The sequence below is a fragment of the Sphingomonas sp. genome (assembly GCF_024508665.1).
Classification (GTDB): Bacteria; Pseudomonadota; Alphaproteobacteria; order Sphingomonadales; family Sphingomonadaceae; genus Sphingomonas.
In genome coordinates this window covers 1,257,955-1,280,629 of sequence record NZ_JANINP010000006.1, presented here as the reverse complement: position 1 = coordinate 1,280,629, position 22,675 = coordinate 1,257,955, and the positions used below count along the sequence as shown (strand labels likewise).

Annotated in this window: 24 protein-coding genes and 1 pseudogene; 9 read left to right on the top strand and 16 right to left on the bottom strand. The window is 60.3% G+C overall.

Going from position 1 to position 22,675, the window contains the following annotated elements:
* The first annotated feature begins 209 nt into the window (after positions 1-209).
* On the top strand, positions 210-371 hold the full coding sequence (locus tag Q0L25_RS21825; protein ID WP_367184151.1) for a DUF6471 domain-containing protein: 162 nt from the start codon (positions 210-212) through the stop codon (positions 369-371).
* Complete coding sequence (locus Q0L25_RS14855; protein ID WP_296615545.1) at positions 323-1,423, top strand: hypothetical protein; 1,101 nt, start codon at positions 323-325, stop codon at positions 1,421-1,423. Before Q0L25_RS21825 ends, Q0L25_RS14855 begins: the two co-directional genes overlap by 49 nt.
* 178 nt (positions 1,424-1,601) lie before the next feature.
* Here the strand turns inward: Q0L25_RS14855 and Q0L25_RS14850 are convergent, their stop codons facing one another.
* Positions 1,602-2,207 carry a hypothetical protein gene (locus Q0L25_RS14850; protein WP_296615543.1) on the bottom strand — a complete coding sequence of 202 codons (606 nt, stop codon included), beginning with the start codon at positions 2,205-2,207 and terminating at the stop codon, positions 1,602-1,604.
* Positions 2,204-2,383 carry a hypothetical protein gene (locus Q0L25_RS14845; RefSeq protein ID WP_296615541.1) on the bottom strand — a complete coding sequence of 60 codons (180 nt, stop codon included), beginning with the start codon at positions 2,381-2,383 and terminating at the stop codon, positions 2,204-2,206. Before Q0L25_RS14845 ends, Q0L25_RS14850 begins: the two co-directional genes overlap by 4 nt.
* Positions 2,384-3,302: 919 nt before the next feature.
* Here Q0L25_RS14845 and Q0L25_RS14840 point away from each other — a divergent pair.
* Positions 3,303-4,424 carry a Fic family protein gene (locus Q0L25_RS14840; RefSeq protein WP_367184149.1) on the top strand — a complete coding sequence of 374 codons (1,122 nt, stop codon included), beginning with the start codon at positions 3,303-3,305 and terminating at the stop codon, positions 4,422-4,424.
* A 431-nt stretch (positions 4,425-4,855) separates the two neighbouring features.
* Positions 4,856-5,257 carry a helix-turn-helix transcriptional regulator gene (locus tag Q0L25_RS14835; RefSeq protein ID WP_296615538.1) on the top strand — a complete coding sequence of 134 codons (402 nt, stop codon included), beginning with the start codon at positions 4,856-4,858 and terminating at the stop codon, positions 5,255-5,257.
* Between the two features lie 423 nt (positions 5,258-5,680).
* Here the strand turns inward: Q0L25_RS14835 and Q0L25_RS14830 are convergent, their stop codons facing one another.
* The 9 genes from Q0L25_RS14830 to Q0L25_RS14790 form a co-directional block, all read right to left on the bottom strand.
* On the bottom strand, positions 5,681-8,476 hold the full coding sequence (locus Q0L25_RS14830) for a TonB-dependent receptor (RefSeq protein ID WP_296615536.1): 2,796 nt from the start codon (positions 8,474-8,476) through the stop codon (positions 5,681-5,683).
* Positions 8,477-8,569: 93 nt separating this feature from the next.
* Positions 8,570-9,517 (bottom strand): FecR domain-containing protein, encoded by a 948-nt coding sequence (locus Q0L25_RS14825; protein WP_296615534.1) that lies wholly within the window; start codon positions 9,515-9,517, stop codon positions 8,570-8,572.
* 81 nt (positions 9,518-9,598) lie between these two features.
* A complete protein-coding gene (locus tag Q0L25_RS14820; protein ID WP_296615532.1) occupies positions 9,599-10,111 on the bottom strand; it encodes a sigma-70 family RNA polymerase sigma factor in 513 nt (170 codons plus the stop codon).
* A gap of 288 nt (positions 10,112-10,399) precedes the next feature.
* Complete coding sequence (locus Q0L25_RS21820) at positions 10,400-10,723, bottom strand: RES family NAD+ phosphorylase (RefSeq protein WP_367184148.1); 324 nt, start codon at positions 10,721-10,723, stop codon at positions 10,400-10,402.
* 52 nt (positions 10,724-10,775) lie between these two features.
* Positions 10,776-10,907: an RES domain-containing protein gene (locus Q0L25_RS14810; protein ID WP_296615528.1), complete on the bottom strand. Its 132-nt coding sequence runs from the start codon at positions 10,905-10,907 to the stop codon at positions 10,776-10,778.
* 5 nt (positions 10,908-10,912) lie between these two features.
* Positions 10,913-11,095 (bottom strand): antitoxin Xre/MbcA/ParS toxin-binding domain-containing protein, encoded by a 183-nt coding sequence (locus Q0L25_RS14805; protein WP_296615526.1) that lies wholly within the window; start codon positions 11,093-11,095, stop codon positions 10,913-10,915.
* Between the two features lie 264 nt (positions 11,096-11,359).
* Complete coding sequence (locus Q0L25_RS14800) at positions 11,360-14,128, bottom strand: TonB-dependent receptor (RefSeq protein WP_296615525.1); 2,769 nt, start codon at positions 14,126-14,128, stop codon at positions 11,360-11,362.
* 156 nt (positions 14,129-14,284) lie between these two features.
* Entirely contained in the window at positions 14,285-15,226 is a 942-nt protein-coding gene (locus Q0L25_RS14795; RefSeq protein ID WP_296615523.1) for a FecR domain-containing protein, read from the bottom strand.
* 13 nt (positions 15,227-15,239) lie between these two features.
* Positions 15,240-15,794: a sigma-70 family RNA polymerase sigma factor gene (locus tag Q0L25_RS14790; RefSeq protein ID WP_296615521.1), complete on the bottom strand. Its 555-nt coding sequence runs from the start codon at positions 15,792-15,794 to the stop codon at positions 15,240-15,242.
* 291 nt (positions 15,795-16,085) lie between these two features.
* Between Q0L25_RS14790 and Q0L25_RS14785 the strand changes: the two genes are divergently transcribed.
* Complete coding sequence (locus Q0L25_RS14785; RefSeq protein WP_296615519.1) at positions 16,086-17,873, top strand: ABC transporter ATP-binding protein; 1,788 nt, start codon at positions 16,086-16,088, stop codon at positions 17,871-17,873.
* A 122-nt stretch (positions 17,874-17,995) separates the two neighbouring features.
* Here Q0L25_RS14785 and Q0L25_RS14780 read toward each other — a convergent pair whose 3' ends face one another.
* Complete coding sequence (locus Q0L25_RS14780; RefSeq protein ID WP_296615517.1) at positions 17,996-18,847, bottom strand: SGNH/GDSL hydrolase family protein; 852 nt, start codon at positions 18,845-18,847, stop codon at positions 17,996-17,998.
* A 202-nt stretch (positions 18,848-19,049) separates the two neighbouring features.
* Between Q0L25_RS14780 and Q0L25_RS14775 the strand changes: the two genes are divergently transcribed.
* Genes Q0L25_RS14775 through Q0L25_RS14765 form a run of 3 tightly spaced genes read left to right on the top strand, consistent with a single transcriptional unit; the run spans position 19,050 to position 19,682 of the window.
* Positions 19,050-19,202, top strand: a complete 153-nt coding sequence (locus tag Q0L25_RS14775) for a hypothetical protein (protein ID WP_296615515.1) — start codon at positions 19,050-19,052, stop codon at positions 19,200-19,202.
* Entirely contained in the window at positions 19,192-19,479 is a 288-nt protein-coding gene (locus Q0L25_RS14770) for a hypothetical protein (RefSeq protein WP_296615513.1), read from the top strand. Before Q0L25_RS14775 ends, Q0L25_RS14770 begins: the two co-directional genes overlap by 11 nt.
* Before the next feature lie 23 nt (positions 19,480-19,502).
* Complete coding sequence (locus tag Q0L25_RS14765) at positions 19,503-19,682, top strand: hypothetical protein (RefSeq protein WP_296615511.1); 180 nt, start codon at positions 19,503-19,505, stop codon at positions 19,680-19,682.
* 110 nt (positions 19,683-19,792) lie between these two features.
* On the opposite strand, the gene Q0L25_RS14760 is transcribed toward Q0L25_RS14765, so the two are convergent.
* The 4 genes and pseudogenes from Q0L25_RS14760 to Q0L25_RS14750 all read right to left on the bottom strand — a co-directional run bounded on the left by Q0L25_RS14760 (position 19,793) and on the right by Q0L25_RS14750 (position 21,832).
* Complete coding sequence (locus Q0L25_RS14760) at positions 19,793-20,146, bottom strand: UrcA family protein (RefSeq protein WP_296615509.1); 354 nt, start codon at positions 20,144-20,146, stop codon at positions 19,793-19,795.
* A 210-nt stretch (positions 20,147-20,356) separates the two neighbouring features.
* On the bottom strand, positions 20,357-21,019 hold the full coding sequence (locus tag Q0L25_RS14755; protein WP_296615508.1) for a DUF2285 domain-containing protein: 663 nt from the start codon (positions 21,017-21,019) through the stop codon (positions 20,357-20,359).
* A pseudogene (locus Q0L25_RS21815) lies at positions 20,970-21,131 on the bottom strand (DUF6499 domain-containing protein); the annotation flags it as partial. The pseudogene Q0L25_RS21815 and the gene Q0L25_RS14755, both read right to left, overlap by 50 nt.
* Positions 21,128-21,832, bottom strand: coding sequence for an acyl-homoserine-lactone synthase (locus Q0L25_RS14750; RefSeq protein ID WP_296615506.1), 705 nt, complete (start codon positions 21,830-21,832; stop codon positions 21,128-21,130). The pseudogene Q0L25_RS21815 and the gene Q0L25_RS14750, both read right to left, overlap by 4 nt.
* Before the next feature lie 259 nt (positions 21,833-22,091).
* Between Q0L25_RS14750 and Q0L25_RS14745 the strand changes: the two genes are divergently transcribed.
* Positions 22,092-22,661, top strand: coding sequence for a hypothetical protein (locus Q0L25_RS14745; RefSeq protein WP_296615504.1), 570 nt, complete (start codon positions 22,092-22,094; stop codon positions 22,659-22,661).
* Positions 22,662-22,675: the final 14 nt, after the last annotated feature.

Here is a 22,675-nt window from a genome sequence, read left to right as displayed (position 1 = left end):
CGTATTGTGCGTTACTGCAACCGCGTCCGGCCAGCGGAGGGGTGTGGCCGGACGCAGGAGCATGCTCTCACGCGTAGGGTGTAAGCCCTCCACGGCCCCGGATGCAACCGCTTGCGTCCGGATTGGCGGAATTGACGCCGCGCGGGTACCCCAATTAGCTCGGGTCGAGGTCAAACGGCTCCTCAAGGCCCAAGCTGGCCCGCGATGGGATGGCCAATGCCGACTTGGTCGCAAAGCTCGCGAACATTGGCATGATGGACTCCGAACCCAACGTGCGCAACAAGGCCAGCCGGGGCAAATTGACAGCGGTATTCTTGATCCAATGCCTAGAGGCTATCGGAGCATCGTCTTTGCGGTTGTCGGATGGCTAGCGCTATGCGGTGCTCAACGACCAGCCGAGCAGCCCGGTAGCCCCAGCGGCACTCAGAATACTGTCTCAGCGCCACGACCCGCACCCTCAGAGTCGCCCCCTTATCGGCCGTATCGCGATCGATATTCCGACGGCTGCTATTCCGCACAGAACCACGATACTGCCGACCTGTGCGCCCAATGGCGCGCCGCCATCGCCGCGGAGAAAGCGGCGGACGAAGCCAGACTTGCAACGATAGCAGCGATCGTCGGGACCGTCCTTAGCCTGATTACCGTTGGCGGACTTATCGTCACTATCTGGCAGACGAATGGCGCGCTCGGCGAGGCGCGTCGCGGAAATCGCCTGAACCTGCTGTTTGAACGCCGATCGCGTCGCGAAGCCCGAAAAGCCGATGCTGATCAGGCTCGAGCGCTCGGGATAGCTGAGCGCAATGCACAGGCTGCGACCGCGCAAGCTGCCCAATTTAGCGCCGCACAACGCGCTTGGGTTAGGCTGACGGTCAAACCAATCCTGGTTACTCAGCCTCGTGAGGGATCCCTGCGCTTCAACATCGAGTTCTCCGCTGAGAACATTGGCCAAACTCCAGCGACCCATTTCGAGTTGCATTACCGTGTCCTATTCTGGAAGCAAGACGAACCCTACGAGGAGATTCGCGCGCGGGTAAACAAAATCATCGAGGAATGGCGGAACGAGGCACCCATGCAGCCTACAAACGTACTGCTGCCCGCTGATATAGAAATCGAGACCTTCGACGAAACGTTCAACGCTAAAGAGCTTTCTTGGTGGAGCGCGCCGCAACACCCTGAATTCTGTCATCCTATTTTGCTTGCTGCCGTAACTTATAGGACGATCAACAGAGATGATATCGTGCAGTTTAGTTGGCGATCGTGGTTCTTGCAGAGCTATGCCGATGATGGAACGCGGACCCCGTCCCTCAGCAAAAGCGAGCGGCGTTGGGAAGAAGATCGCCTGTGCACCCAGACGTATCGTGCCAATCTTGTTCACGAGGAGCACCCAACGAACGATGGCAACGACCAGCGCGCAGACGGATAACCATCTGCGCGTCGGTGCATTTGCTACATAGTTCCGCAATTTTGCGTCGCTTGGTGCGGCAATCAGGTCGGCAGAGTTAGAATCGACTCGCCAGGGTCCCTCGCAGATATGCCCTGAGATAAGGACAACGGATCGCGCGCCTGCGATTTCACCTCACGCCTCGCAACCGAGGCAAGGCTCACATCGAATTGCGCGGATAGAAGATGCCCTTGATACAGGCCTGGTTACGAACCGCGATCTGGACGTGTGTCTTCTCCCGATATCCGCAGCCCGGATAAAGGCGCCGTCCTTCGGTGAACATGCCGCGCACCGTATCGAACGGTTGGACGATACGCTTATCCTCTTCCACGCGTTCAATAGCCGAATGCAGGTGGCGGATCACGGCGCAGTCGAGAAAACGCAGGATGCGGTCGTCGTCTCGTTTCCCCTTGATGCTCTTATTTTCGGGGAGCTGGAGGCCGGATGCTTTCTGCTCGGCCTTGAAGGCCTTGAACGCGCCTCGCACCAGTTCGAGATTTTCGCGGGCAACGAGATCGAGACAATGCCCGAGATCGACCACCGCCCCGATCACCGCCGGCTTGCGGTAATCGCCGCGCGCGGCTTTTTCCTTCGCCCATTCCAGCGCGCGCTGGGGATCGGATTCCCAAAAATAGGCACCCGGTCCGAGCCAGTCATAGGCCTTTTCGCTTTTGAGGATATCGATGTCGCCAGAAACCGCTTTGTCGGCGACGCGAGCGTCGCAGCCATGATAAGCGAGGACGAACGACGTGGCGAGACGGCTCAAGCCGCGACGGCGCCCTTCTTCGACTTGCCGCCATATTCGACGCGCAGCTTGCCCTTCTTGGTATAGATGCCTTCGGCGATCAGCGACGCGCGCGCGGCGGCCGGCGAAGCGGAATTGCGCTTCGTCTGTTCCTCAAGGAGCTTGAGGATTTCTGCGTTGCGCTGCGCGAGCGTCATTTTTCCGGCCTCCTTTTGCCGTAGCATTTTTCCAACGCACGATCGCACTATCGGGATGCGCCTGAACGGGCGTTTAAAATGCCCTCATTTTTTCGCGGAAAATTTCCTTTTTCGCAATCGGCATTTTTTGCGTTCGATCTGAGTGGCGTTTCAGGGCCCGAATTCAAATGACGATGTAAGCCCGGAATCGATGATCGCGAGCTGAAAAATTCGGTTTCCCGACTATGCGATGCGATTTGCTTTTTTCCGATTTGGCTGCGCGAGAATAGCCAGTAGCTCGGCCGCGGTGATATGTCCGTCATGTCACTTCGGCTCTCACTTCCGACCGAAAGACGCCCGAGCGCCGCCGAACCCCAGCAAGACATCGTAGATAAAAGATTATTGGGCGAGCGGACGGGTTCGATGCATGCGATCAGCCGGTCGCCCCAAGACCGGTCCGCCAGACAATGAGCGAGCTCGATTATCCCGATGGCGTCGCAGCATTTCCTGGGCAGGTTGTTCGTGCCCACTAAGGATAGGAACGCGCCTGGCAAAGGCTTCACCCCCAAGGAACGCCACTTCGCCCGGATCGCAAGACTCAAGCTCGGCACGTTGGGAAGTCGCGTGACCAGCTCGGCCGTAGCATTGCGATGGACGTTGGGCATCATGCAATTGACGGCTAATCTCGCCGAGCGCGGACTACTCACCCGCTCTGTTCCTGGTTGCGGAAAGCTCGCCCCCCCTCAAGCCGTGCAGCTCGGGCCGTGATCTCTGGTCCCAACATGATAGCCTGCGCCGCCAGCCGGCTTCGCCGATGCCCCGGCGCGCGACAAGCGAGGCCCGATCGTGTCATGCGGAGAATATAAGGAATTATCGCCGCAGATTTTGCGGTGAATATCGCTTTTCATGCGGAGAATATTGACTATATTCTCCGCAAAGGATGCGGAGAATGACCTATATCCATGAACTAGGTGCCTGGCCCGACCTGCGGTGGAACCTCAACATGCTTGCCGCGCGCCTGGCCGGGGTGCGTCATAGCCAGGGTCGTCTACTCGGCCGAATGGAATCGCTCGGCTTCCAGTTGCGCAGCGAAGCCGTCCTGGAAACACTGACTGCGGACGTGCTCAAATCCTCCGAAATCGAAGGCGAGCATCTCAATCTTGACCAAGTCCGATCGTCCATTGCCCGGCGGCTGGGAATGGACGTGGTGGGCCTGGTCCCGGCCGATCGCGACGTAGAGGGCGTCGTCGACATGATGCTTGACGCAACCCAGCGTTATGCCGAGCCTTTGACCGAGGAACGATTGCTCAGCTGGCATGCAGCGCTGTTTCCAACAGGACGCAGCGGCCTCAACAAGATTGTCGTCGGAACATGGCGCGAGGACGCAGGCGGCCCGATGCAAGTCGTCTCGGGCCCCTTTGGCCGGGAAAAAATCCATTTCGAGGCGCCTGCTGCAGGTCTGATCCCGGCGGAAATGGCCTCATTTCTTGCCTGGTTCGAAGCAGACCAGGGGATCGACCAAGTGCTCAAGGCGGGCATCGCGCACTTATGGTTCGTCACAATCCATCCGTTCGAGGATGGAAATGGGCGCATCGCGCGTGCCATCACCGACATGGCACTCGCGCGGTCGGAGAATAGCGCGCAGCGCTTCTATAGCATGTCCGCACAAATCCGGACTGAGCGCGCCGATTATTATCACATGCTGGAACGCACCCAGAAGAGCGATCTCGACATCACCACATGGCTCGACTGGTTCCTTGACTGCCTCGCTCGCGCCATCGCTCAGGCCGACCAATTGCTCGGCGGCGTGCTCGAGAAAGCGCACTTCTGGGAAAAGCACGCCCAAGTCGTGATGAACGACCGGCAACGCAAAGTCCTCAATCGCGTGCTGAACGGGTTTGAGGGAAAACTGACCAGCAGCAAATGGGCCAAGCTCACCAAGGCTTCCCAGGATACGGCCTCGCGAGACATAGTTGATCTAGTCAAGAAAGGCGTGCTCGTACGAGACGAGGCCGGCGGGCGCAGCACGAGCTATTCGCTAGTCAAAGCGGACCCGGCATAGTGCCAAGAGGCCGGTGACCGATGAGTCAGGCGAAAGAGAATTCCCAAGCACCGCCAAGTCTCAGCCAGTCATTGTCGATGACCAAGCAGGGGCGAACGGACGGTTGCTGACCAATGGCGGTTGCCGAGCGCCTCCAATTCGATGTTCCCGAACGGGGACTACTCAACTCTATTGCTGGTTTATCCCTGCAATGATCCCGATCAGGAACATTCTTGATTTCTTTACTGGCGGCCACTTCTAAAAGTGCCCGAACGGGAACAACTTAAGTGACACGCGCTCCTCAGTCCCCTCTTGATCGTCTGGCAGATGCCATGGCCAGGGATCCGCTCGTCCAGGCTCAAAAGGCGCTCGGTCTCACCGCGCCTAGTGCGATAGTCGGCGACGCACCGGCGGCACGCGCGAATGCCGCAAGCTCCCGGGGCTTGACCAACTTGACTGAAAACTCATCGGCTACCGCGGGGCTGGCAGCCGAGACCAAGCGGCAATTGAGCATGCCGGAACTCAACCCGGCCTATCGCTCACCGGCGCGCGATGTTCTCGACCAGATCGGCGCAGCGCCCCGCGATCTCAAACCGGTCAACCGCGAGCGAGCGGTGACCAAGCCGGCTGAGAAAAGCAGCTCGGCCAAGGTGATCGGCTCGGCGGCCGATATCGGCCGCCAGGTACGCGGGGCACGCCGCGCGATGGGCATGACGCAACAGCGTTTCGCCGATCTCGCTGGGGTCGGACGCCGCTTCCTCATCGAACTCGAGAAAGGCAAGCCGACGCTCGAGATCGGTCGCGTCCTTGCCGTCTGCCAAGCTGCGGGCATCAAGATCGGTTTCATCGCGTGACCGTCAGATTGACACTCGACGTCTGGCACGATGGCGCGACCGAACCTTCCTCCAGCTGACCAGGCGCGAGTTGAGCGGCACCGACCGATAATGCCGCACGCCGTGTCGACACGGCCAAAGCATTCGGTTTTGGGTCCCGTGTGGAGGCCGTTTCAGGACCGACGTTGAAATACGCCGTGAACCATGAATGGGATTCCTAGAGTGGTGGTTTTGCGGATTCAGGGGCGGCATAAGTTGAACGGCAACAGTCGGGAGAACAGGTCACCGATAATATATAAATTTGGATGTGAAGACTCGCGTCAGACTAATCCTGCGTGGCACACGTTTGATCCACAGCGATTTCGCGGCGGCTCAACTGCAAGAGCCGCGAGCCCTTGGCTCGCGGCTCTTCATGCGGCAGGTTAATCCGACGGAAACGTCAGACTACCATTTGCCGTGTAACGACAGCTTGAAGCTGCGCGGTGCGCCATACCAGTTTCCGCCATAAATGCTGCCCACCTGATCGTAGTAGGTCTTGTCGAGCAGGTTCTCCAACTGGACATCGAGCCGCAGCGTATCGTTGAGCTTGTAGCCCACGGCACCGCTGAAAACCACATGGCCGGGGTCGGTGAAGGCGTAAGGAATGTTAGCGTCCGGCGCGCAAGTATGTTGATCGCTATTGGGGTCTAAAATGAACTCCTTACAATAATTCCCGACCTGGTAGGTCTCGGATTGAGCCTGCGCCCCGAATGCCAGATATAGGCCCTTGAAACGCGAACCATCCTCGAAATTATAGCTTGTCCACAGATTCATCCGGTGCCGTGGTGCGAAGGAAAGCAGTGGGATGGGCCGACCGTCAAAATCTGTTGCATTTTTGTATTTGGTGTAGTTGAAATTATAGCTGAATGAAATCTGCCATCCCTTGCGGATTTCTCCGGAGATTTCAAAGTCAGCGCCATAGCTCATGTTCTGCTGATCGGGACTGAAAACATAGCAGCAGTATTTTTGAAGATTAAGTACGCCCGTTGTCTGGGTCGACTGATTGGTGCAAATCGGGTCCGGGCTATCTCCCTGACAGATCGGGTCGGTTAGGTCAGCGCCGACTTTCTTGATGTAGTACACCGAGAGGTTGGCATTGAGCTTCGAATTTGGCGAAAGCCACTTGAGAGAGCTTTCGAAGTTCTTGCCCGTAATTGGCGGCATGGGATTGCCGGATTTATCGACATACTGCGACTGATCGACATAGATATCGGTGTACACCGCCGACCCTGTCAGTCTGTCGGTGATGTCATATCGCCACTGAACCGATGGTGGCCAGGAAAAGGCGTGCCCCTTGTAAAGATTGCCAATCGCGGGGCCGAAGTTAGTTAAATAAACCTCTTGTCCGATTTGATCTGTGCCACACAGGCCGAACATGGAATAAAATGAGTCACAAATCCGCTTCTGCAAGGTCTTCTTTTCATATTGGGAGTAACGCAGCCCGGTGGTAAGGTGCAACCTTTTAAAGGGAGTCAATTCAATATTTGCGTAAATATTATTGTACTTGTAACTTCCTTCAACTGTTAGAATCTGATATTTTTTTGGCAAGGAATCGAAATTCGGTTCACCCCAATCATTTGTGTTAAAAAAAAGCGGATTTACATTGTTGCCGGCCGGAGCATTTCCGGTAAAATTGACACGCTGCCGTGTAACAGGGTCAAAACCAAGCCGAACCCCAGTGCCCGCGGGATCTTCCATCGTATGGTTAGCGCCAAATACTATCTTTTGATCATGCCCCAAAAAACGGAATGATCCCTCCAATGTTGCTTCTACCATTGTCTGGCGGTCGTGCAAATAATATGGTGCAGCGGGATCAGCAACAACTCCTATTGCATTGGCGGGATCAACTGCATAATCTGGATTAAGCGACCCGCCCAAGGAGGGAGTGTAAGTCGTTGCGTCCTGCTTGACTTTGGTGAACTTGAGCTTTGCGATCCAACGCTGCCCAAGCTTCTGCTCGATCTGCCCGAAGAATTCGTTGTTCTCGGTATCGGACTTCGCAAAATTGAAGCAGAGGCAGGTTGAACGCGGCACACCAAGCGGATCGCCATTCTGGTAGCGCATTAAGCCGTTCGTGAAGGGAAGTTCGTGGCTCTTTTGATAGTTGAAGCCCACGCTGAGAAGTGTGGTCGGCGTCACGTCATATTCGAGCGTGCCGGACAGCAGGTTCTTGTTGGCGTTGGCAATCCGGTAGAAAAACTCGTTGTCCTGGTGCGTTGCGATGAACCGGCCACGCAGTTTGCCGTCGAAAGCGAGCGGTCCTGTTACATCGACGCTGATCCGGTGCCAGTCCCAGCTGCCGATCTGCATGTCGAGCAGGAACTGGGTATGGTCCAGCGGCTTCTTGCGCACGAGGTTGACCACCCCGCCCGGATCACCATAGGCGTTGAACGTACCCGTCGCCCCGCGCACCAATTCGATGTGGTCGTACAACGAGAGATCGATCACCGGCTTGTAGCCAGCGCCTCCGGGGTTAATATTCATCGGCGCCCCGCCGTCGAACTGGAACTGCGTTATCCGGAATCCGCGGGAATAGAAGCCAAGATCGGTCGTGCTTCCCTGGTTGTAAACGGTAACGCCCGGCAGGTTGCGCATCGCCGTGTTCAGATCGGTGATATTCTGATCCTGCAGTCGCTGACTTGTCAGGACCGACACCGCCATGGACGTATCCTTGATACTGGCGGCCGTCTTGGAACCCGCCGTCAGCGCATTCGAGGTATAGCTGCCCGTGCCTTCGGTGGCCGTCACGTCCCGCGACCCGTTGATGCCATTGACAGGCGAAGAGCCAGGCAAGGTGCTGCCCGCATCCTGCGAGCCCTGCACGCGCACCGCGCCCAATACACGTTCGCCGCTATCGCTGGAGACCGCTTCGATCGTAATCGATCCCGACCCCAGCCTCCGGAAAGTCAGCCCGGTGCCCGACAGTATCCGCACGAGAGCCTCATCCGCGGACATGGTTCCGTGCACGCCGGGACTGGAAAGCCCCTGCGTCAGCGCGGCCGAATAGACCAATTGCAGGCCCGTCGCCTTGTTGAACTGCAGAAGGGCATTTTCGAGCGACTGGGCAGGGATATCGAACGAATAAGTGGCAGCGGCGGTCTGCGCCGCGGCAGGCGCGCAATAGCAGACCGCCATCGCACCGACCGACGCGATCGACAACAGGCGGGCGGCACGCTTCGTTCGACAGGAAAGGACTTGCATGGATTCCCCCAATTCTGAGGCCGCCCGTCATGGGGCTGGCACAATTGGAGACGATGGGGGAATGCAATTCTGAACCGACGGCCCGAAAAATTTTCACTCGCGCTTGGTAACGATGATCAACGGCCCGATCCGAGTGATGTGGATCGGCAAGGATTGTTCGAGGTCCCGAAGCGCGCGCGCCTCGTCCGATGGCCGGAATACGCCGGTCACTCGTTGCTTCGCCGCCTCGCCCCGTACGATGATATGCGCGCCCCAGGAAAGGTTCAGCTCATCCAGTACGTCGCCGAGAGGCTTGGAGCGGAATGTCACCAAATTCCGGCGCCAGGAGGCGATTTCCTCGACCCTGACAGGTGCACTCGACATCTTGCCGGTATCGTCCCAGATCACACTTTCACCGGGCAAGACTTCCAGTATGCCCTGCCCGGAGGTCGCCGACACCGACGAAGCCTGGACCCTGCCCTGTTCAAGCTCGAGCCAGACCCGGTTGCCGGTGCGCCGCACCGAGAAACGCGTGCCCGTGACGCGGATTTGCGCGTCGCCTGCCCTGACATAAAAGGGCCGGGCGGTGTCATGGGCCACTTCAAAAAAGGCCTCGCCGCTCCCCAGCGCCACCTCACGCCGGTCGGCGAGCAACTTCCAGTCGAGCCGCGTCGCCCCGTTCATCGTGACGCGGCTACCGTCCTCGAGGTTCAAGGCGCGGACCGTCCCCGGCCGCGTGCTCGCGTCGGCCAGAAGATCCGCAGGCGAGACGACACGATACGCCCAGTTGCCGGCCAGCAATGCGGCCAGCACCGCGGTCACGCTGGCCGTGCGGACCGCCCGCCGGCGGCGGACATAGGATTTCACCCTGGCATTGGCCCCGTCCGCATCCGCCCCAAGCGCCCCCAAGAGCGACCAGTTGCGCTCGGCCCGATCCCAGGCCTGGCGATGCTCCGGGCTGCGTTCGAGCCAGGCGGCATGCTCCACCCAATCCTCGGCCACGGGATTGTCGTGCAGGCGGACGAGCCATTCATTCGCTTGCTCGAGCAGGATGTCCGTCATCGATTTCCGCTTTCGACACGACCAGGCGCGCTTGCCGTTCCATTTACCTGGCGGTCTATACCCAGGCCATGATCCGAGACGCTAACGCTCCAGCACTCCGGCGCAATGCCCCAAGGCTGCGGCGACATAGCGGCAGGCCATGCTTTCCGACACACCGAGCCGCACCCCGATTTCCTTCAGCGACAGTCCTTCGAGGCGGTAGAGCAACAAGGCCACGCGCTGGCGCTCGGGCAGCGTCGACAGGGCACCAAGGAGATGGTTGAGTTCCGCCTTGTCGAGCAAGGCGCGCTCGGGGCTGACCTGGTCTGCCGCGAGATTCTCGGGGATTTCCGCAACGAAGCGGTCGCGCCGGCGGCGTTCGGCGCGGAGAAAGTCAGCCGAAAGGTTACGCGCGACCCGAAACACATAGGCGCGAAAGTCACGAATAGGCGTGGCATCCCCGCCTGCGAGCCGCACGAACGTCTCCTGATGCAGGTCGCTCGCATCGTCGGGGGATCCGACACGATGCCGCAAGAAGCGCAACAACTCGCCCGAATAGCCGCACGCCAGCGCCATCCGTGCGTTCTTGCCTTCGAGGTTCAAACCCTGTTGCACGATAAGCCGACCCGCCTGTCCGAGGCGACATGCGGCTGGTCAATATAGGTCGGCCGCGCAACCGGCGTTCCTTGCCAACCTTCACCTCCCCTCGATCAACGAACACCGACGATAGAAACCGCAACGGCATAACGTTGGATCAGAGCGAGCCGATGCTCTGCCGGCCTGTTCGGTTGAACCCGGCAGACTGCGTAGCCGCTGGACGATCAGCCCCAAGGACACGCCTGTGCGTCGGGAGACTTCCTCGATCGTCATCGGCCCCACTCCCAGCATCAACGCGTATCGCGGTTAAGACCAAGACAGCTGATTCTTCGGCAAGCGCCCGGCGGGATCGTAAGCAATGACCCGGTGGGGCAGATCGGGACCCCAACGCCACAACACGAGGTTAAAGCCGTGAGCGGTAGCCTGTGGCGCAAAGCTCGGCACCAGAATGCCTGCACTACCCTCACCTCGCAGGCGATCGGCAACAAGCCAGGATGGCGGATCCCGCCCTTCTCGCAGGGCGGTGAGCCAAGCACAGTCGAGCTCGCCCATAACCATTCCATGGTGCGCCCGACCGGCATCGTCTCGAAGATCCGCGATTGGATCGCAATCGACGTCATATTCGCACATGGTCAGCGGCTCAGCCGATTGCTGAGCCCTTGAGTACATTCTGCGATCGGGGTCATATGTCGAGCGACAGATAGAGCGTCGCCTCGCCGTTGCGGTTGAACCGCCCGCCCGTGATTGCCGAGCCCTCGCCGGAGATCGGCGAAAAGGAACAGACGGGATTGTGACCGCGATAGCAACGGCCCATATATCTCAAGCGAAGCCGCCAAGTGCCAGGTGATCGAGATAGTCGCGCATAGCGTCGACCTGTCCGGACTTGACGAGGACCTCGGACGTACGGCCATCGAGCGCCGGAATCGGCTGCGAACGATACCAGGCCATCACCTGCGCCTCGCCGCCGGCCCAGTCGCGAATGCGGCTGATGATCTCCAGCATTTCGGTTAGGCGCGTCTGCGCGCGCCGGGCCCTCCGTGTTCCTTAGCATTATGCCCAGATTTACTCACGTCCCATGTCTCATCCGATATTTAGACGAAATAGAGGACAACCGGAAGGATATTGCGAGGTCACAACATAGCCGAACTCCGCCTGTCAAAGCGAGGATTCCAGGCGTTGGCATGATCGATCGACGGTCCCCTCACGGCCATACGGCGCTAGCTAGCTAAGCGGGGCCGGACGCAAGGTCCGGCCCAGGCGCAACGGTCACCATTTTCCGTGGAGCGTCAGCTTGAAGCTTCGTGGAGCTCCATACCAATTTCCACCAGTCGTACTAGAAAACTGCTCATAATAATTTTTATCGAGGATATTTTCGACCTGCAAATCGAAGCTCAAGCCGCTCTTCGATTTGTATCCGATCCCACCGCTCAAGATCACCCGCGCTGGACCCACGTACGCGTAATCGACATTTTCTAAGCAGCGATCCCCAGTATCGTTGAAGGTCTTGCAATAAAGTCCCGCAACATATGTTTTCGACTGCGCCTGGATACCCAATGAAAAATTAGCTCCAGAAATGATCGAGGAATCAGGTACGATATAGCTGGTCCACAACTGAAAGCGATGCCTTGGCGCAAAGGATGTCAGAGGGGTACGAGATCCATCAAACTGTTTCTGATTTCGGATGAAATTGTAGTTGAAATTGTAGCTCGCCGACAGTTGCCAACCCCGCGCCACTTGCCCGGCAAATTCAGTATCGAAGCCGTAGCTGATATTCTCTTGGTCAGGATTCCATATGAAGCAACACGCCCTTTGCAGGTTGAGCTTCCCCACGTCATTGGTCGATCGATTTGTGCACTTGACGTCCGGCGTTGCGCCTTCACAGATCGGATCGGTGCCAGCGTATCCAAGCTGTCTCGTGTAAAAGATCGAAAGCGAAGCGTTCGTCTTTTGGTTAGGGGACGCCCACTTTAACTCTCCCTCAAAATTTCCGCCAGTTATCGGAGGAAGAGACACCTCGTTCTTATCGATATTGTTTGATTGGTCTATATAGATATCCGTGTAAATAGCGGACACGGAAATATACTTCGTAACATCGTAGCGCCACTGAATGGAAGGAGGCCAAGAAAAACTACTGCCCTTGTTCAGCTGACCGCGGATCAGACCAAAGCCGGTGAACGCCAAATCTCCTATTTGCTTGCCAAAGCAGGCGTCGTTTGGTCGAATAACGGTCCGGTACGTGCAAACATTCTGCTGAAGAGAGCGCTGTCTGTACGACGAATATCGCAGGCTCGTCGTAACGTGCAGCCCCCTTACCGGCTCTAAATCGAGGTTTGCGTAGGCGTTCAGATATCTGAAATCGGCATATAGATATAAATTTTGACGCCCCGGCGGATACACCGCCTCAAGATATCTGTTAGAATCAAAATGAAATATATCTGGGAAGTCATCATAGTAACCCAATCCGGGAAAAGGTATATTTTGCCCAGTATAGATATCGTATTGGATGCCGGTACCGGATCCTGTAGGATCCTCCATAGAATAATTGGCACCCAGTATTATACGCTGCTTCAGACCAAATACGGAAAAGCCGCCATCTAACGTGGCCTCTGCCATCGTTTGTCGATCGTGCACATACCCATAGCCAGAGTTTACAGCGTAGGCACCTGTCAATGTCGTAGGGTTGACGGTGCCACCAAATGATGGCGTGAGAGTTACCCCTTCCTGCCTAATACGCGTTCCTTTGATCTTGATCGTCCAGTCGTCGCCGATCTCCTGTTCTATCTGTCCGAAAAATTCCTTGTTCTCACTATTGGATTTAGCAAAATTGAAGCACAGGCACGTCGAACGCGGCAGACCAAGCGGATCGCCATTCTCATACCGCATCAGGCCACCGTTGAACGGCAGATCGCGCTCGTTCTGATAATTGAAGCCGATACTGACCAAGGTGGTGGGCGTGAGATCATATTCGAGCGAGGCCGACAACACGTCGCGCGTCGACTTCGCAATCTTGTAGAAAAAATTGTTGTCCTGATGCGTCGCGATAAACCGCCCACGTAATCTGCCACCAAAGCCAAGCGGACCGGTGACGTCAGCCGTGATCCGATGCCAATCCCAGCTGCCGATCTGCATGTCGAGGAGCATCTGCGTATGATCGAGCGGCTTCTTGCGGACCAGATTGACCACACCGCCGGGATTGCCATAGGCGTTGAACGTCCCCGCGGCACCGCGCACCAGTTCGACATGATCGTAGAGGGACAGGTCGATGATGGGGCGGTAGCCAACAACACCGCCGGGGTTCACGTTGAGCGGCGCACCGCCATCGAATTGGAATTGCGTGATCCGGAACCCGCGCGAATAAAAGGCCAGATCGTTTGGGTTGCCATTATATTGGATTGTCACCCCCGGCAGATTGCGCATCGCGGTATTGAGGTCGGTAATATTCTGGTCCTGCAGCCGCTGGCTGGTCAGCACCGACACCGACATCGGCGTGTCCTTGATGCTCGCCGCCGTCTTCGAACCCACCGTCAAGGCGTTGGACGTATAGCTACCCGTCCCTTCGGTCGCCGTCACATCTCGGGACCCGTTGATCCCGTTGACCGGCGTCGCCCCTGGCAAGGCGCTGCCCGCATCTTGTGAACCCTGCACCCGCACTGCGCCCAATACACGCTCCCCGTCATCTCCCGAAGCAGCCGCCTCGATGATCACCGTCTTTGCATCATTGAACCGGAACGTGAGGCCCGTCCCGGAAAGAATACGCGCAAGCGCCTCGCTCCGCGACATGGTGCCGGACGCGCCACCGCTCGCCTTCCCTTCGACGATACCGGCACCGTAGACCATCTGGAGTCCGGTCTGGTCGGAGAAGGCGCGTAACGCGGCGGCAAGGCTGCCAGCCGGGATCTGGAATGTTTCGGTAGCAGCTACGGCTTGCGCCTGGGCCAGATTGGGCACGGCGACCATGCCGCCGGCGATCGCGGCAAGAGCGATCTTCAATGCCGTATGCGAAACAGCCCTTTTGAGCGCCGAATGCGGGTGCATCTATATTCCCCCCAAGATCATATGAACCAAAACGCAACCGCGTGCAGCTTCTCGCCGCATCACCATGCGCTGGGGGTGAGACTCAGGACGTGCCGCCTACCTAACCCGGCACTACAAAAAAATTTCGATGGCGCGCCGTCGCGTCGCCAATAGCAGCTATTGCGCCTCGCCGGCTGAGACCACGAGCAGCCATGGCGTGACATGGCGAATGCGCAGATGCTGGCTTTCGGCCAACGCCGCCAGACCGCTGTCCAAGGCGTCGACCGACAGCATTGCCGACACGCGCCGGGCGGCAACCTCGCGATCGGTCACGTAGATATATCCGTGACGATAGCGACCGATCTCCGCGAGCACGTCGCCCAGTGGACGATTGTCGAACGACAGCCGTCCCTCGCGCCACCTGAAGACGTCATGGTCGACGTTGGCCATGCGTACCGGCGCGCCGGGCACGAACGTCCCTTGCGAACCCCGGGCGAGGCGCCGGGTCACACCGTCGATGCGGACATCGACCAGGCCGTCCTCGACGCTGACCTCGACGCCGCCCTTGTCCCGCAATTCGACCGAAAATGCCGTACCGACATCGGAGATATCCGCGCCAGCGGCACGGACGCGAAATGGCCGGCTTTCATGCGCGACCTTGAACCAGGCGCGGCCGCGTCTCAGCTCGATGGTACGTCCATCGGCCTGAAAACTCATGTCGAGCGCACTGCCGGTATCGAGATAGGCGATTGTGCCATCGGGCAAGGCCAGGCGCCTGATCTCGCCGGTCGCGGTTGCCTGATCCGCCGTCAACCAAGGCAGATTGGGAAGGACGGCCAGTGCCAAGGCGCCCGCGCACGCCGCACCCGCCATGGCATAGCGGCGCCGATCACGCGACCGGCGCTCGACCTTGCGCGCGACCGCGAGCGGGTCGGCGACCGCTGAGGTGTAGATAGCGCGCGCACGCGCAAAGGCCGCGCGATGGTCCGGGCGTTCAGCGAGCCACTTTTCGAGTGCCGCCAATTCGCCACGACGGGCATCTCCGCCGACCAGGCGAAGATACCAGCCGCGCGCGGCTTCCTCCACGTCTTCGGCATCGGTTGACGGCAGATCGCTCATGACGAGCCGAGACTTACTCTTCTGGCGCCGCTTGACCAGAATGACGTTGCTCGACCGCACCATTGGCCGCGGCGGCCAGCCGTGAGAGCGCGCGCCGCATCGATTTCTCGACCGCCGTTGTCGAGATCTCGAGGCGTGCCGCTATCTCGCGCTGGGTCAGGCCCTCGTTGCGATGGAGATGAAAGACCTGCGCGCACACCGGCGGCAGGCTCTCGATCGCCATCCGGATGCGCGCCAATTCGTCGGACGCGAGAAGCGCCCGTTCCGGCGTCAGCATGTCGATATCGTCGGGCATGACGAGGTGGGCGTAATCGGACAGCCTCGCTCGCCTGCTTTCCGAACGCGCCGCGGTCCGCACGAGATTGACCGCGGTCTGGAACAGAAACGCCTTGGGATTGCGCACGGTCTCTGTGCGCGCGAAACGCAGGAACGCTTCTTGGGTGAGGTCTTCCGCGGTTGCCCGGCAGCCGACGCGGCTGGTCAGGAAGCGCAGCAGCGACGAGCGGTATTCCACGCCGTCGGCTCGCGCGCCTTTTGCCGATATCTCTTCAGCGACCGTCCAACCCACTTCGGGCTCCCAACAGCGAGGCATTTTAAAAGAGAACGCGCAAGAGCCTGCACCACCGCAGGCGGCCCCCGTTTGACGGTTGAGGGAGTATTCGCCGCGCCCTCCTGACGGCGCCCGATTATCAATCCCTACGCGGCGCACCTGGAAGTTTTCCGGCCTTCGTTGCGGTGCAGCATCGATCCGGACGTTTCACAAGAGCAGCGGACAAGCGAGCAACCTCGAGGTCCAGCGCAATTCATACCATCGAACAGGGGAGACATCGCGCGCAAGCGCGGTGCGGCACGCGTTACCATGAAGGAAGATCGATCGCTCAACAGGCGCGACGCGATGCGGCTCGGGCTGGGCTTCACGTTCACCCGCTGGGGCCGCTACAAGCATTGGCTCATCATCTCGATCGCGATGGTGCTGGCGAGCACGGCCGCCGAGGTCCTCGTGCCCCTTTTCGTCGGCAAGCTCACGGACGCCTTGCAGCTCGGCACGGCGGGCAAGCATGCCGCGCTCACCGCGTTCGGCGCCATTACCGCGTTGACCGTGGCTCCGTTCCTCCTCGGCCGTCCGGCGCTCATTTGCATCAATGAACTCACCATCCGCGTGATGCAGGATGTGGTGCGCGATTCCTTCTATCGCCTGCAGCGCTTCTCGACCGACTGGCATGCCAATAATTTCGCGGGCTCGGTCGTCCGCAAGATCACGCGCGGCATGTGGGCGTTGGATGCGCTCGCCGCTTCTGCCCTGCTCGGCGTGCTGCCGGCGATGCTCGTCCTGGGAGGCACGATCGTGCTTCTGACCGCGCACTGGCCGGTCCTCGGCATCGCCATGACGATTGGTGCTGCGCTCTACATCGTGCTTGCGGTCTATATTTCGGCGAAGATCGTCGTTCCCGCGGCACGGCGCTCAAACCGCTGGGACACCGCGATGGGTGGTGCGATCGCCGATGCGATCAGCGCGATCAGCGTGGTCAAGGGCTTTGCCGGCGAAGAGCGCGAGGACCGTCGTGTCGAGCGTCTGGTGGTCAAATGGAAGCGTCGTATCCGCCGGACCTGGGGCTATAGCGCGCTCGGCAACATCGCGCAGCTGGCGCTGCTCTGGGTGGTACGGTCGCTGGTGACGGGCGCGGCCATCTGGCTCTGGGCAAGCGGCAAGGCCACGACAGGCGATGTCCTCTACGTGCTTACCACCTATCTCGTCATCCAGGGCTATCTTCGCGACATCGGCTTTCACATCAACCAGCTGCAACGCTCGCTCAACGATATGGAGGAAATGGTGCGACTGAACGACGAGCCGCTTGGTATCGTCGACGCGCACGATGCGCGGCCGATCGCGATCACGTCGGGCGAGATCCGGTTCGAGCGGGTCGGGTTTCACTATGGCGGACACCGGACGCCGCTTTACGACAAGCTCGACGTCACGATCCCGGCGGGACAGCGGATCGCGCTCGTCGGCAGCTCGGGCTCGGGCAAGACGACCTTCGTGAAGCTGGTGCAGCGTCTCTATGATGTGACCCAGGGGCGGATCACGATCGATGGCGAGGACATTCGCGACGTATCGCAGGCGAGCCTGAGGAAGCAGATCGCCGTCGTTGCCCAGGAGCCTATCCTGTTCCACCGCAGCGTGGCCGAGAATATCGCCTATAGCCGGCCCGGCGCGACGCGGGCGGAGGTCGAGCTGGCGGCGACGCTTGCCAATGCCCACGACTTCATCACGCGCCTGCCGCTTGGCTATGGCACGCTTGTCGGCGAACGCGGGATCAAATTGTCGGGCGGCGAGCGCCAGCGTATCGCGCTCGCCCGGGCGTTCCTCGCCAATGCGCCGATCCTGATCCTCGACGAGGCGACGTCGAGCCTCGATTCCGAGTCCGAGCTTCTCATCCAGAAGGCGACCGAACGCCTGATGCAGGGACGCACGGCGATCGTGATCGCACACCGATTGTCGACCATACGCGCGCTCGACCGGATCCTGGTGTTCGATCGCGGCCGCATCGTCGAGGATGGAACGCACGAAGAACTGATGGCCATTCCGGGAGGACGCTATCGAGCGCTGTCCGACCATCAGCAAGAGCGGCGCGGAAAGGCTGCCTAAGCGACCGGGGCGCACCACATATCCTGCCGAGGGGGTTACTGGACGAGCGCCGCTAGGACGTCCCCCCTCGCCCCGGGCAAACCAGCTTTCTTCTCGAACCGTTTGCCGATGCGGCTCGACCCTCAGCCGTGGGCCGAGCGAGGGGCAGGCGGGCGCATCCACCCTTTACCGGCTTCGATCGGCTGCGAAGGCACATCGAACGCCTCACGCATCTCGACTGCGAGCACCGTACCGACAATCGCGTGGACAGCCGCGGAAGGATGGTCGGGATGATAATAGAAATAGCGCGCGGGATCTCCGTTTCGCTCGGGGTTTTCGCCGAACAAGGCGCGCCCCGGCGCGCAGGGTTCGTCTGCGTTGTCGATCCCCAATTCGATGGAATTGCGCCGGATTTCGTCGAAATAGCTGCCGAAGTCGCTCAGATGGATGCGGGCGTCGGGATAAGCGGCGACCGCGTTTGCGACGATCTGCGGCAGCAACGCATTCATGCGCCGCGCCACGTCGACATAGCCGGCGCTGATCTCCGGCAGGCGGGCAATGGCGAAGCGGCGAGCGCCACAGGCATGAAGCCGGGCAAGCGCGATCTCGAAATGAGCGATGATCTGCTCGGAGGATAACTGGCGATCATTGAGCCCGATCGCGATGAAGAACAGCGTGCCAGCGTCGATCGCAAGGGTTGCCGAACGCAAGGCCTCCTCGAAATCGCCGATCTGCGCGAGAAGTCCCCGCCCGAACAGCGCTGACTTGATGGCCGTGCCCTCGCCGCTTCCGGACCCCGCGCCGCTCACGGCATAACAGCGGCTGGCCCGACAATCGCTCGATGCCATGCGGCCGGGCAAGAGGTCGATGCCGAGCCGGTCGGCCATGCACGCGATGGCGGTTGGGCCGTTACCGTCGACATAGCCCTGGCCGATATCGCTCAGGCTGTCGCCGAAGGCGATGACCTGGGAGATGGCCGCGGTGCTTGTTGCCATGGTCGGGTCCTCGTTCGCTGGGCGAGGCCGCGTCCGGCACCGCATTTCGACGCACGGGAAACGGGCGCGGCGGCCGATGGCCGCAACTCTGTCGAACCACCAAGTCGAACTGCTCGAAACTGGCCAAGCGGCACGAGGGAGATGGATGTCATGGACACAGGAAAAACTGATAAGGGCCGCTGCGCGCAACGCCGGATGTTGGATGACGACGAAGATGACTTATGCCAAATCGCAGCTCGACAAGTTCGAGGAAGTTCTTCGCGAAGCAGAGACGGACAAGAGCCCGGAACGCTTCGAAGGGGGCCTGGTGGAGCACAAGCGCGTTCTGGATATGAGTGGTGCACATGGCGGATAGCCCCGCTTTATGGGTCGCTATCGTGTCGTTCGTGGCCGGCATGCGAGCCGCCATTCTGTGGTACCGGGCGAGCAAGGTGAATGTCGCTCCCATTTGGGAGCATGACGGGCAGATCGAGCCGATCGATCCGACGCGCGCGTCTCAACACCTGATCATCGCCACGTACCAAACCATGCAACAGTCGAGCGCCTTGAACCGGCGCGCCGCTGTCTGGACAGCATTGTCTGTGGTTGCTGGAGCGGCATCGACCTTGATTGCTGTTCTGACGAACGGATGACGCTGGCTGGCCAAGGATTTGCGATGACCGAGGAACGCGAACGATTTGAAGTCAGGTCCAACAAAGCGATGAACGACTGGTTTATCGTGCATCACCATAGGAATGGCAGCGTTTGGCGCCGCGATATCCTGGCCGATCACTTCGAGAGCGAAGACGCAGCGAATAGAGCGGCTGACGAAATGAACGGCAAGCTGGGTTTGTGAACGACGCAATCGGCAAAAATTGGCGCCCGCACCCAGCCGGTGCGGACGCCAGGGAAAAACGGCAAGCGGCCGGTTTGATGCTGTCCGGCCGGCTGCTTGTCCGCTTATCGTCAGCGCGACGCTGCGCTGCCGTTCGCCGAGGCAAGCTTGGTCGCGCCCGCGCCATTTTCGGCGCGGGCAATGGCGAGATCCCGCTGCCGGAATGCCATGACTTTGGCCTCACGCATGCAACGGGACGACAGCGCCCGCGCGTGCAGGCTCGAATCGACTTCCATGCAGACCTTGTGCACGGCAATCTTGATCCGCCCATCGAGCATCGCCACGCCTTCAGGCTTGGTCAGGTCGAGATCGCTCACCTTGACCGTCGTGGAGCGAGTGAGAACATCGTCGGCCGCATTGGCCACGGCAGGCCCCGACGCCGCAAGGGCGCAGGAAGCAATAACGAACCCGATCAGGTAACGCATTTCAAATAATCCCCGATAAATTAAGTCATGCCAGAAACGATCCAACTTTTCTTTTCCCGCAATCCCAATAGTTAATATTTTTCGCTCGGCGAAAATTTCAAATATTAAGCCAAATTGGCGTTATTATTGGTTCATTTTTCTATAATTCTGTCCTTGAAATAGTTCTCGTCAGCATAATTTCCCAACTCCGCTCCCGGACGCCCCGCTTCGTCACAGCCGTCCGGCAAGAACCGCCAAGCTTCCGCCGTCGCGCAAGCGCCCGGCGCGCGACACCAGTCGCCTGGCGCGCGACTTGGCGGACTCGCCGGGGCCTGGCCAATCGTCGATTTCGAGCAGGTCGCGGGCGATCGTCTGGAGGCTCGCACCCGCAGCCAGTGCATCGAGCGTGCGCAGCGCCATGATGGCGCGCCAAAGCCCTGGCTCGGGTGGCGGCGGGAGAATGGCGCGCCCCGCCTCGGCAGCCGACAGGATCGAGCGGATTCTCGGCAGCCGATCGCGCCAGCCTCTGGCCGGCCCCAGGTGGAAAGAGAGATCCCGCGGTGCGGCCAAAACATTGCCGCCAGCAATATCGATCCGCAGCGCGAAGCTTCCGACATCGAGCACCAGATGGTCGTTCGTTCCGCGTGCGATCCGCCAATCGTGGTGCCGGAGAAGTTCTGCCGAGAGCGCCGTATTCCCGGTCGGGCGCGTGGTTGTCGCCTGGAGCACCGCCGGATCGGCAGCTGCCGACCAGAGCGGCAGTGCGCCCCAGGCGGGACAAAGTGGGTCCTCGGCGAAAATGAAGCCCCCAGCGCGCGACGAAGTCGGGTGCTGCTGCCCGGACCAGCCGCAATTCGGTACGCGAACCCGGTCGCGCCAACCCGAGTACCGCATCGCGATAGGCCGGATCGCGGCGCAGGACTTCCCAGGCGAGCCCGGGGCGACCGCAGGCGAGCAGCGCACGATAGGGCCGGGGATCGCGCCAGTCGAAAGCAGGCGCGCTCACCTCGCATCCTCGTCGGCGCCCTGGCCCCCCGAGTGTTCGGGCCCATCGTCGCCCTCTTCGGGAAGCAGCCCGATCATGCCCGAACCGTCAGGCAGAGGGGCGAAATGCGGCCCCTCGCCCTCACGATAGATACCTGTCCAACCGAGCCGTGTGGGCGTGTCGTCATCGAGGTGGAGCTGGAAGGCGCCGAGCAGCTGACCGTCCGAGGCGATCGCCGGGCCCAGGGGTTCGGCAAGCCAGCCCATGGTCAGAACATGCTTGCGAAACGATTCTTCCACCAGGCCGGTCAATCGCGTGACGCCGGCACGAAGGGCGTGGTCGACCATCGCCGAGATGAGGGCATTGCGAACCGCCAGCCGGCAGCGGGCGCCGAGGCGCGAAGGCAGGCACAGCCGGGTGATCTCATAAATGCCGGATCCTTGCGGCACGCCGAGCGGACACAGGTGCGCGAAGACAGTGCCGAGGAGATGCGGCCGGTCGCTCGGCAAAAGGCGCAGCGATCCCTGGTGGCGCCCGTCGGCATCGAGCGCCATCACATAAAGCGCACCGTCCGTGTCGAAGGCATCGAGTTCGAGGCGGCCGTCGACGACCGGCACGTCCCAACCGAGCAAGTCGACGAACAGCCGCTTGCGATCCTCGAACATCGTGTCGAAAGTGCGCGGCGCACGCGCGCGATCCTCGAAGGGCAAGACCCTGATCAATTCCTGTTCCCCGCATCGATAATGGATGCGCGCAAAGGAGCACTTGGGCGGCTCGCCCGCCATTCGACCGATTGGAGGTATTGACCGGGCCGGTGCGGCCCTGCCGCGCGCAAGCCAGCAGCAGCAGCACGGCGGAAAGGCGGCGCATGGCGGCGTCCGTCGATCAAGGGCCAGTGCCGCGATCCACCAAGCTCGAGCAGAAGCCGCAGCCGGTCGAGGCCAAGACCGGTCTCGCAGCTAGAAGGGCTTTTGTACGATCATGCGCTCTTATCTCATGCCGGCGACCGGCTATGTCCGATCCCGCCCCCTCGCCTTCACGATCATCGTCGCGCTTGCGGTCGCGACGCTTCCGCGCACCGCATCGGCGAACAATCTCAACGAGAACAGGGCCTGGCAGTTCGCGACCGCGAGCGAGCTTGCCGCCAAGGCGGCGCTCAGTGACCTCATCGAGCGCAAGCGCGGCGGCGCCTATGCGACGCCCAGCTACACGACCAATATCGATCGCCAATATGTCTGCTCGCTGAGCGCGACGGCGACCGGCAATCAGGGAAGCCAGACAGCGCTCGCCAATTCGCCGAGCACGACCGGCGCCACAGCGACCGCGACGGGCAATGCGAACGCGGCCACTATCGACGGCGGCACGACCGGGAGTTCGATGGGAAGCGCCCAGCACAATTTGGGCGCCGTCTCGTCCACGCTTGCCGGATCGACCAGGACGTCGGTGACGGGCACCGCCTGGCAAGCGCTCAATTCCGAGCAAGCCAATGAAGGCGACCAGCAATCGCGGGTCGAGAATGCCAGCGCCTGCGCCTTTGGGGTGCTCAATTGATGGCGCCCCGCTCG

Excerpts from the sequence above, each read along its gene's own strand:
- Q0L25_RS14795 (WP_296615523.1), bottom strand. The coding sequence starts at position 15,226 with ATGAGCGATCTGCCGTCAACCGATGCCGAAGACGTGGAGGAAGCCGCG.
- Q0L25_RS14755 (WP_296615508.1), bottom strand. The coding sequence starts at position 21,019 with ATGCGGTACTCGGGTTGGCGCGACCGGGTTCGCGTACCGAATTGCGGC.
- Q0L25_RS14785 (WP_296615519.1), top strand. The coding sequence starts at position 16,086 with ATGAAGGAAGATCGATCGCTCAACAGGCGCGACGCGATGCGGCTCGGG.
- Q0L25_RS14765 (WP_296615511.1), top strand. The coding sequence starts at position 19,503 with ATGACCGAGGAACGCGAACGATTTGAAGTCAGGTCCAACAAAGCGATG.
- Q0L25_RS14745 (WP_296615504.1), top strand. The coding sequence starts at position 22,092 with ATGCGCTCTTATCTCATGCCGGCGACCGGCTATGTCCGATCCCGCCCC.
- Q0L25_RS14800 (WP_296615525.1), bottom strand. The coding sequence starts at position 14,128 with ATGCACCCGCATTCGGCGCTCAAAAGGGCTGTTTCGCATACGGCATTG.
- Q0L25_RS14805 (WP_296615526.1), bottom strand. The coding sequence starts at position 11,095 with ATGCTGGAGATCATCAGCCGCATTCGCGACTGGGCCGGCGGCGAGGCG.
- Q0L25_RS14845 (WP_296615541.1), bottom strand. The coding sequence starts at position 2,383 with ATGACGCTCGCGCAGCGCAACGCAGAAATCCTCAAGCTCCTTGAGGAA.
- Q0L25_RS14810 (WP_296615528.1), bottom strand. The coding sequence starts at position 10,907 with ATGGGCCGTTGCTATCGCGGTCACAATCCCGTCTGTTCCTTTTCGCCG.
- Q0L25_RS14770 (WP_296615513.1), top strand. The coding sequence starts at position 19,192 with ATGGCGGATAGCCCCGCTTTATGGGTCGCTATCGTGTCGTTCGTGGCC.
- Q0L25_RS14760 (WP_296615509.1), bottom strand. The coding sequence starts at position 20,146 with ATGCGTTACCTGATCGGGTTCGTTATTGCTTCCTGCGCCCTTGCGGCG.
- Q0L25_RS14840 (WP_367184149.1), top strand. The coding sequence starts at position 3,303 with ATGCGGAGAATGACCTATATCCATGAACTAGGTGCCTGGCCCGACCTG.
- Q0L25_RS14780 (WP_296615517.1), bottom strand. The coding sequence starts at position 18,847 with ATGGCAACAAGCACCGCGGCCATCTCCCAGGTCATCGCCTTCGGCGAC.
- Q0L25_RS14855 (WP_296615545.1), top strand. The coding sequence starts at position 323 with ATGCCTAGAGGCTATCGGAGCATCGTCTTTGCGGTTGTCGGATGGCTA.
- Q0L25_RS14775 (WP_296615515.1), top strand. The coding sequence starts at position 19,050 with ATGACGACGAAGATGACTTATGCCAAATCGCAGCTCGACAAGTTCGAG.
- Q0L25_RS21825 (WP_367184151.1), top strand. The coding sequence starts at position 210 with ATGGCCAATGCCGACTTGGTCGCAAAGCTCGCGAACATTGGCATGATG.
- Q0L25_RS14830 (WP_296615536.1), bottom strand. The coding sequence starts at position 8,476 with ATGCAAGTCCTTTCCTGTCGAACGAAGCGTGCCGCCCGCCTGTTGTCG.
- Q0L25_RS14825 (WP_296615534.1), bottom strand. The coding sequence starts at position 9,517 with ATGACGGACATCCTGCTCGAGCAAGCGAATGAATGGCTCGTCCGCCTG.
- Q0L25_RS21820 (WP_367184148.1), bottom strand. The coding sequence starts at position 10,723 with ATGTGCGAATATGACGTCGATTGCGATCCAATCGCGGATCTTCGAGAC.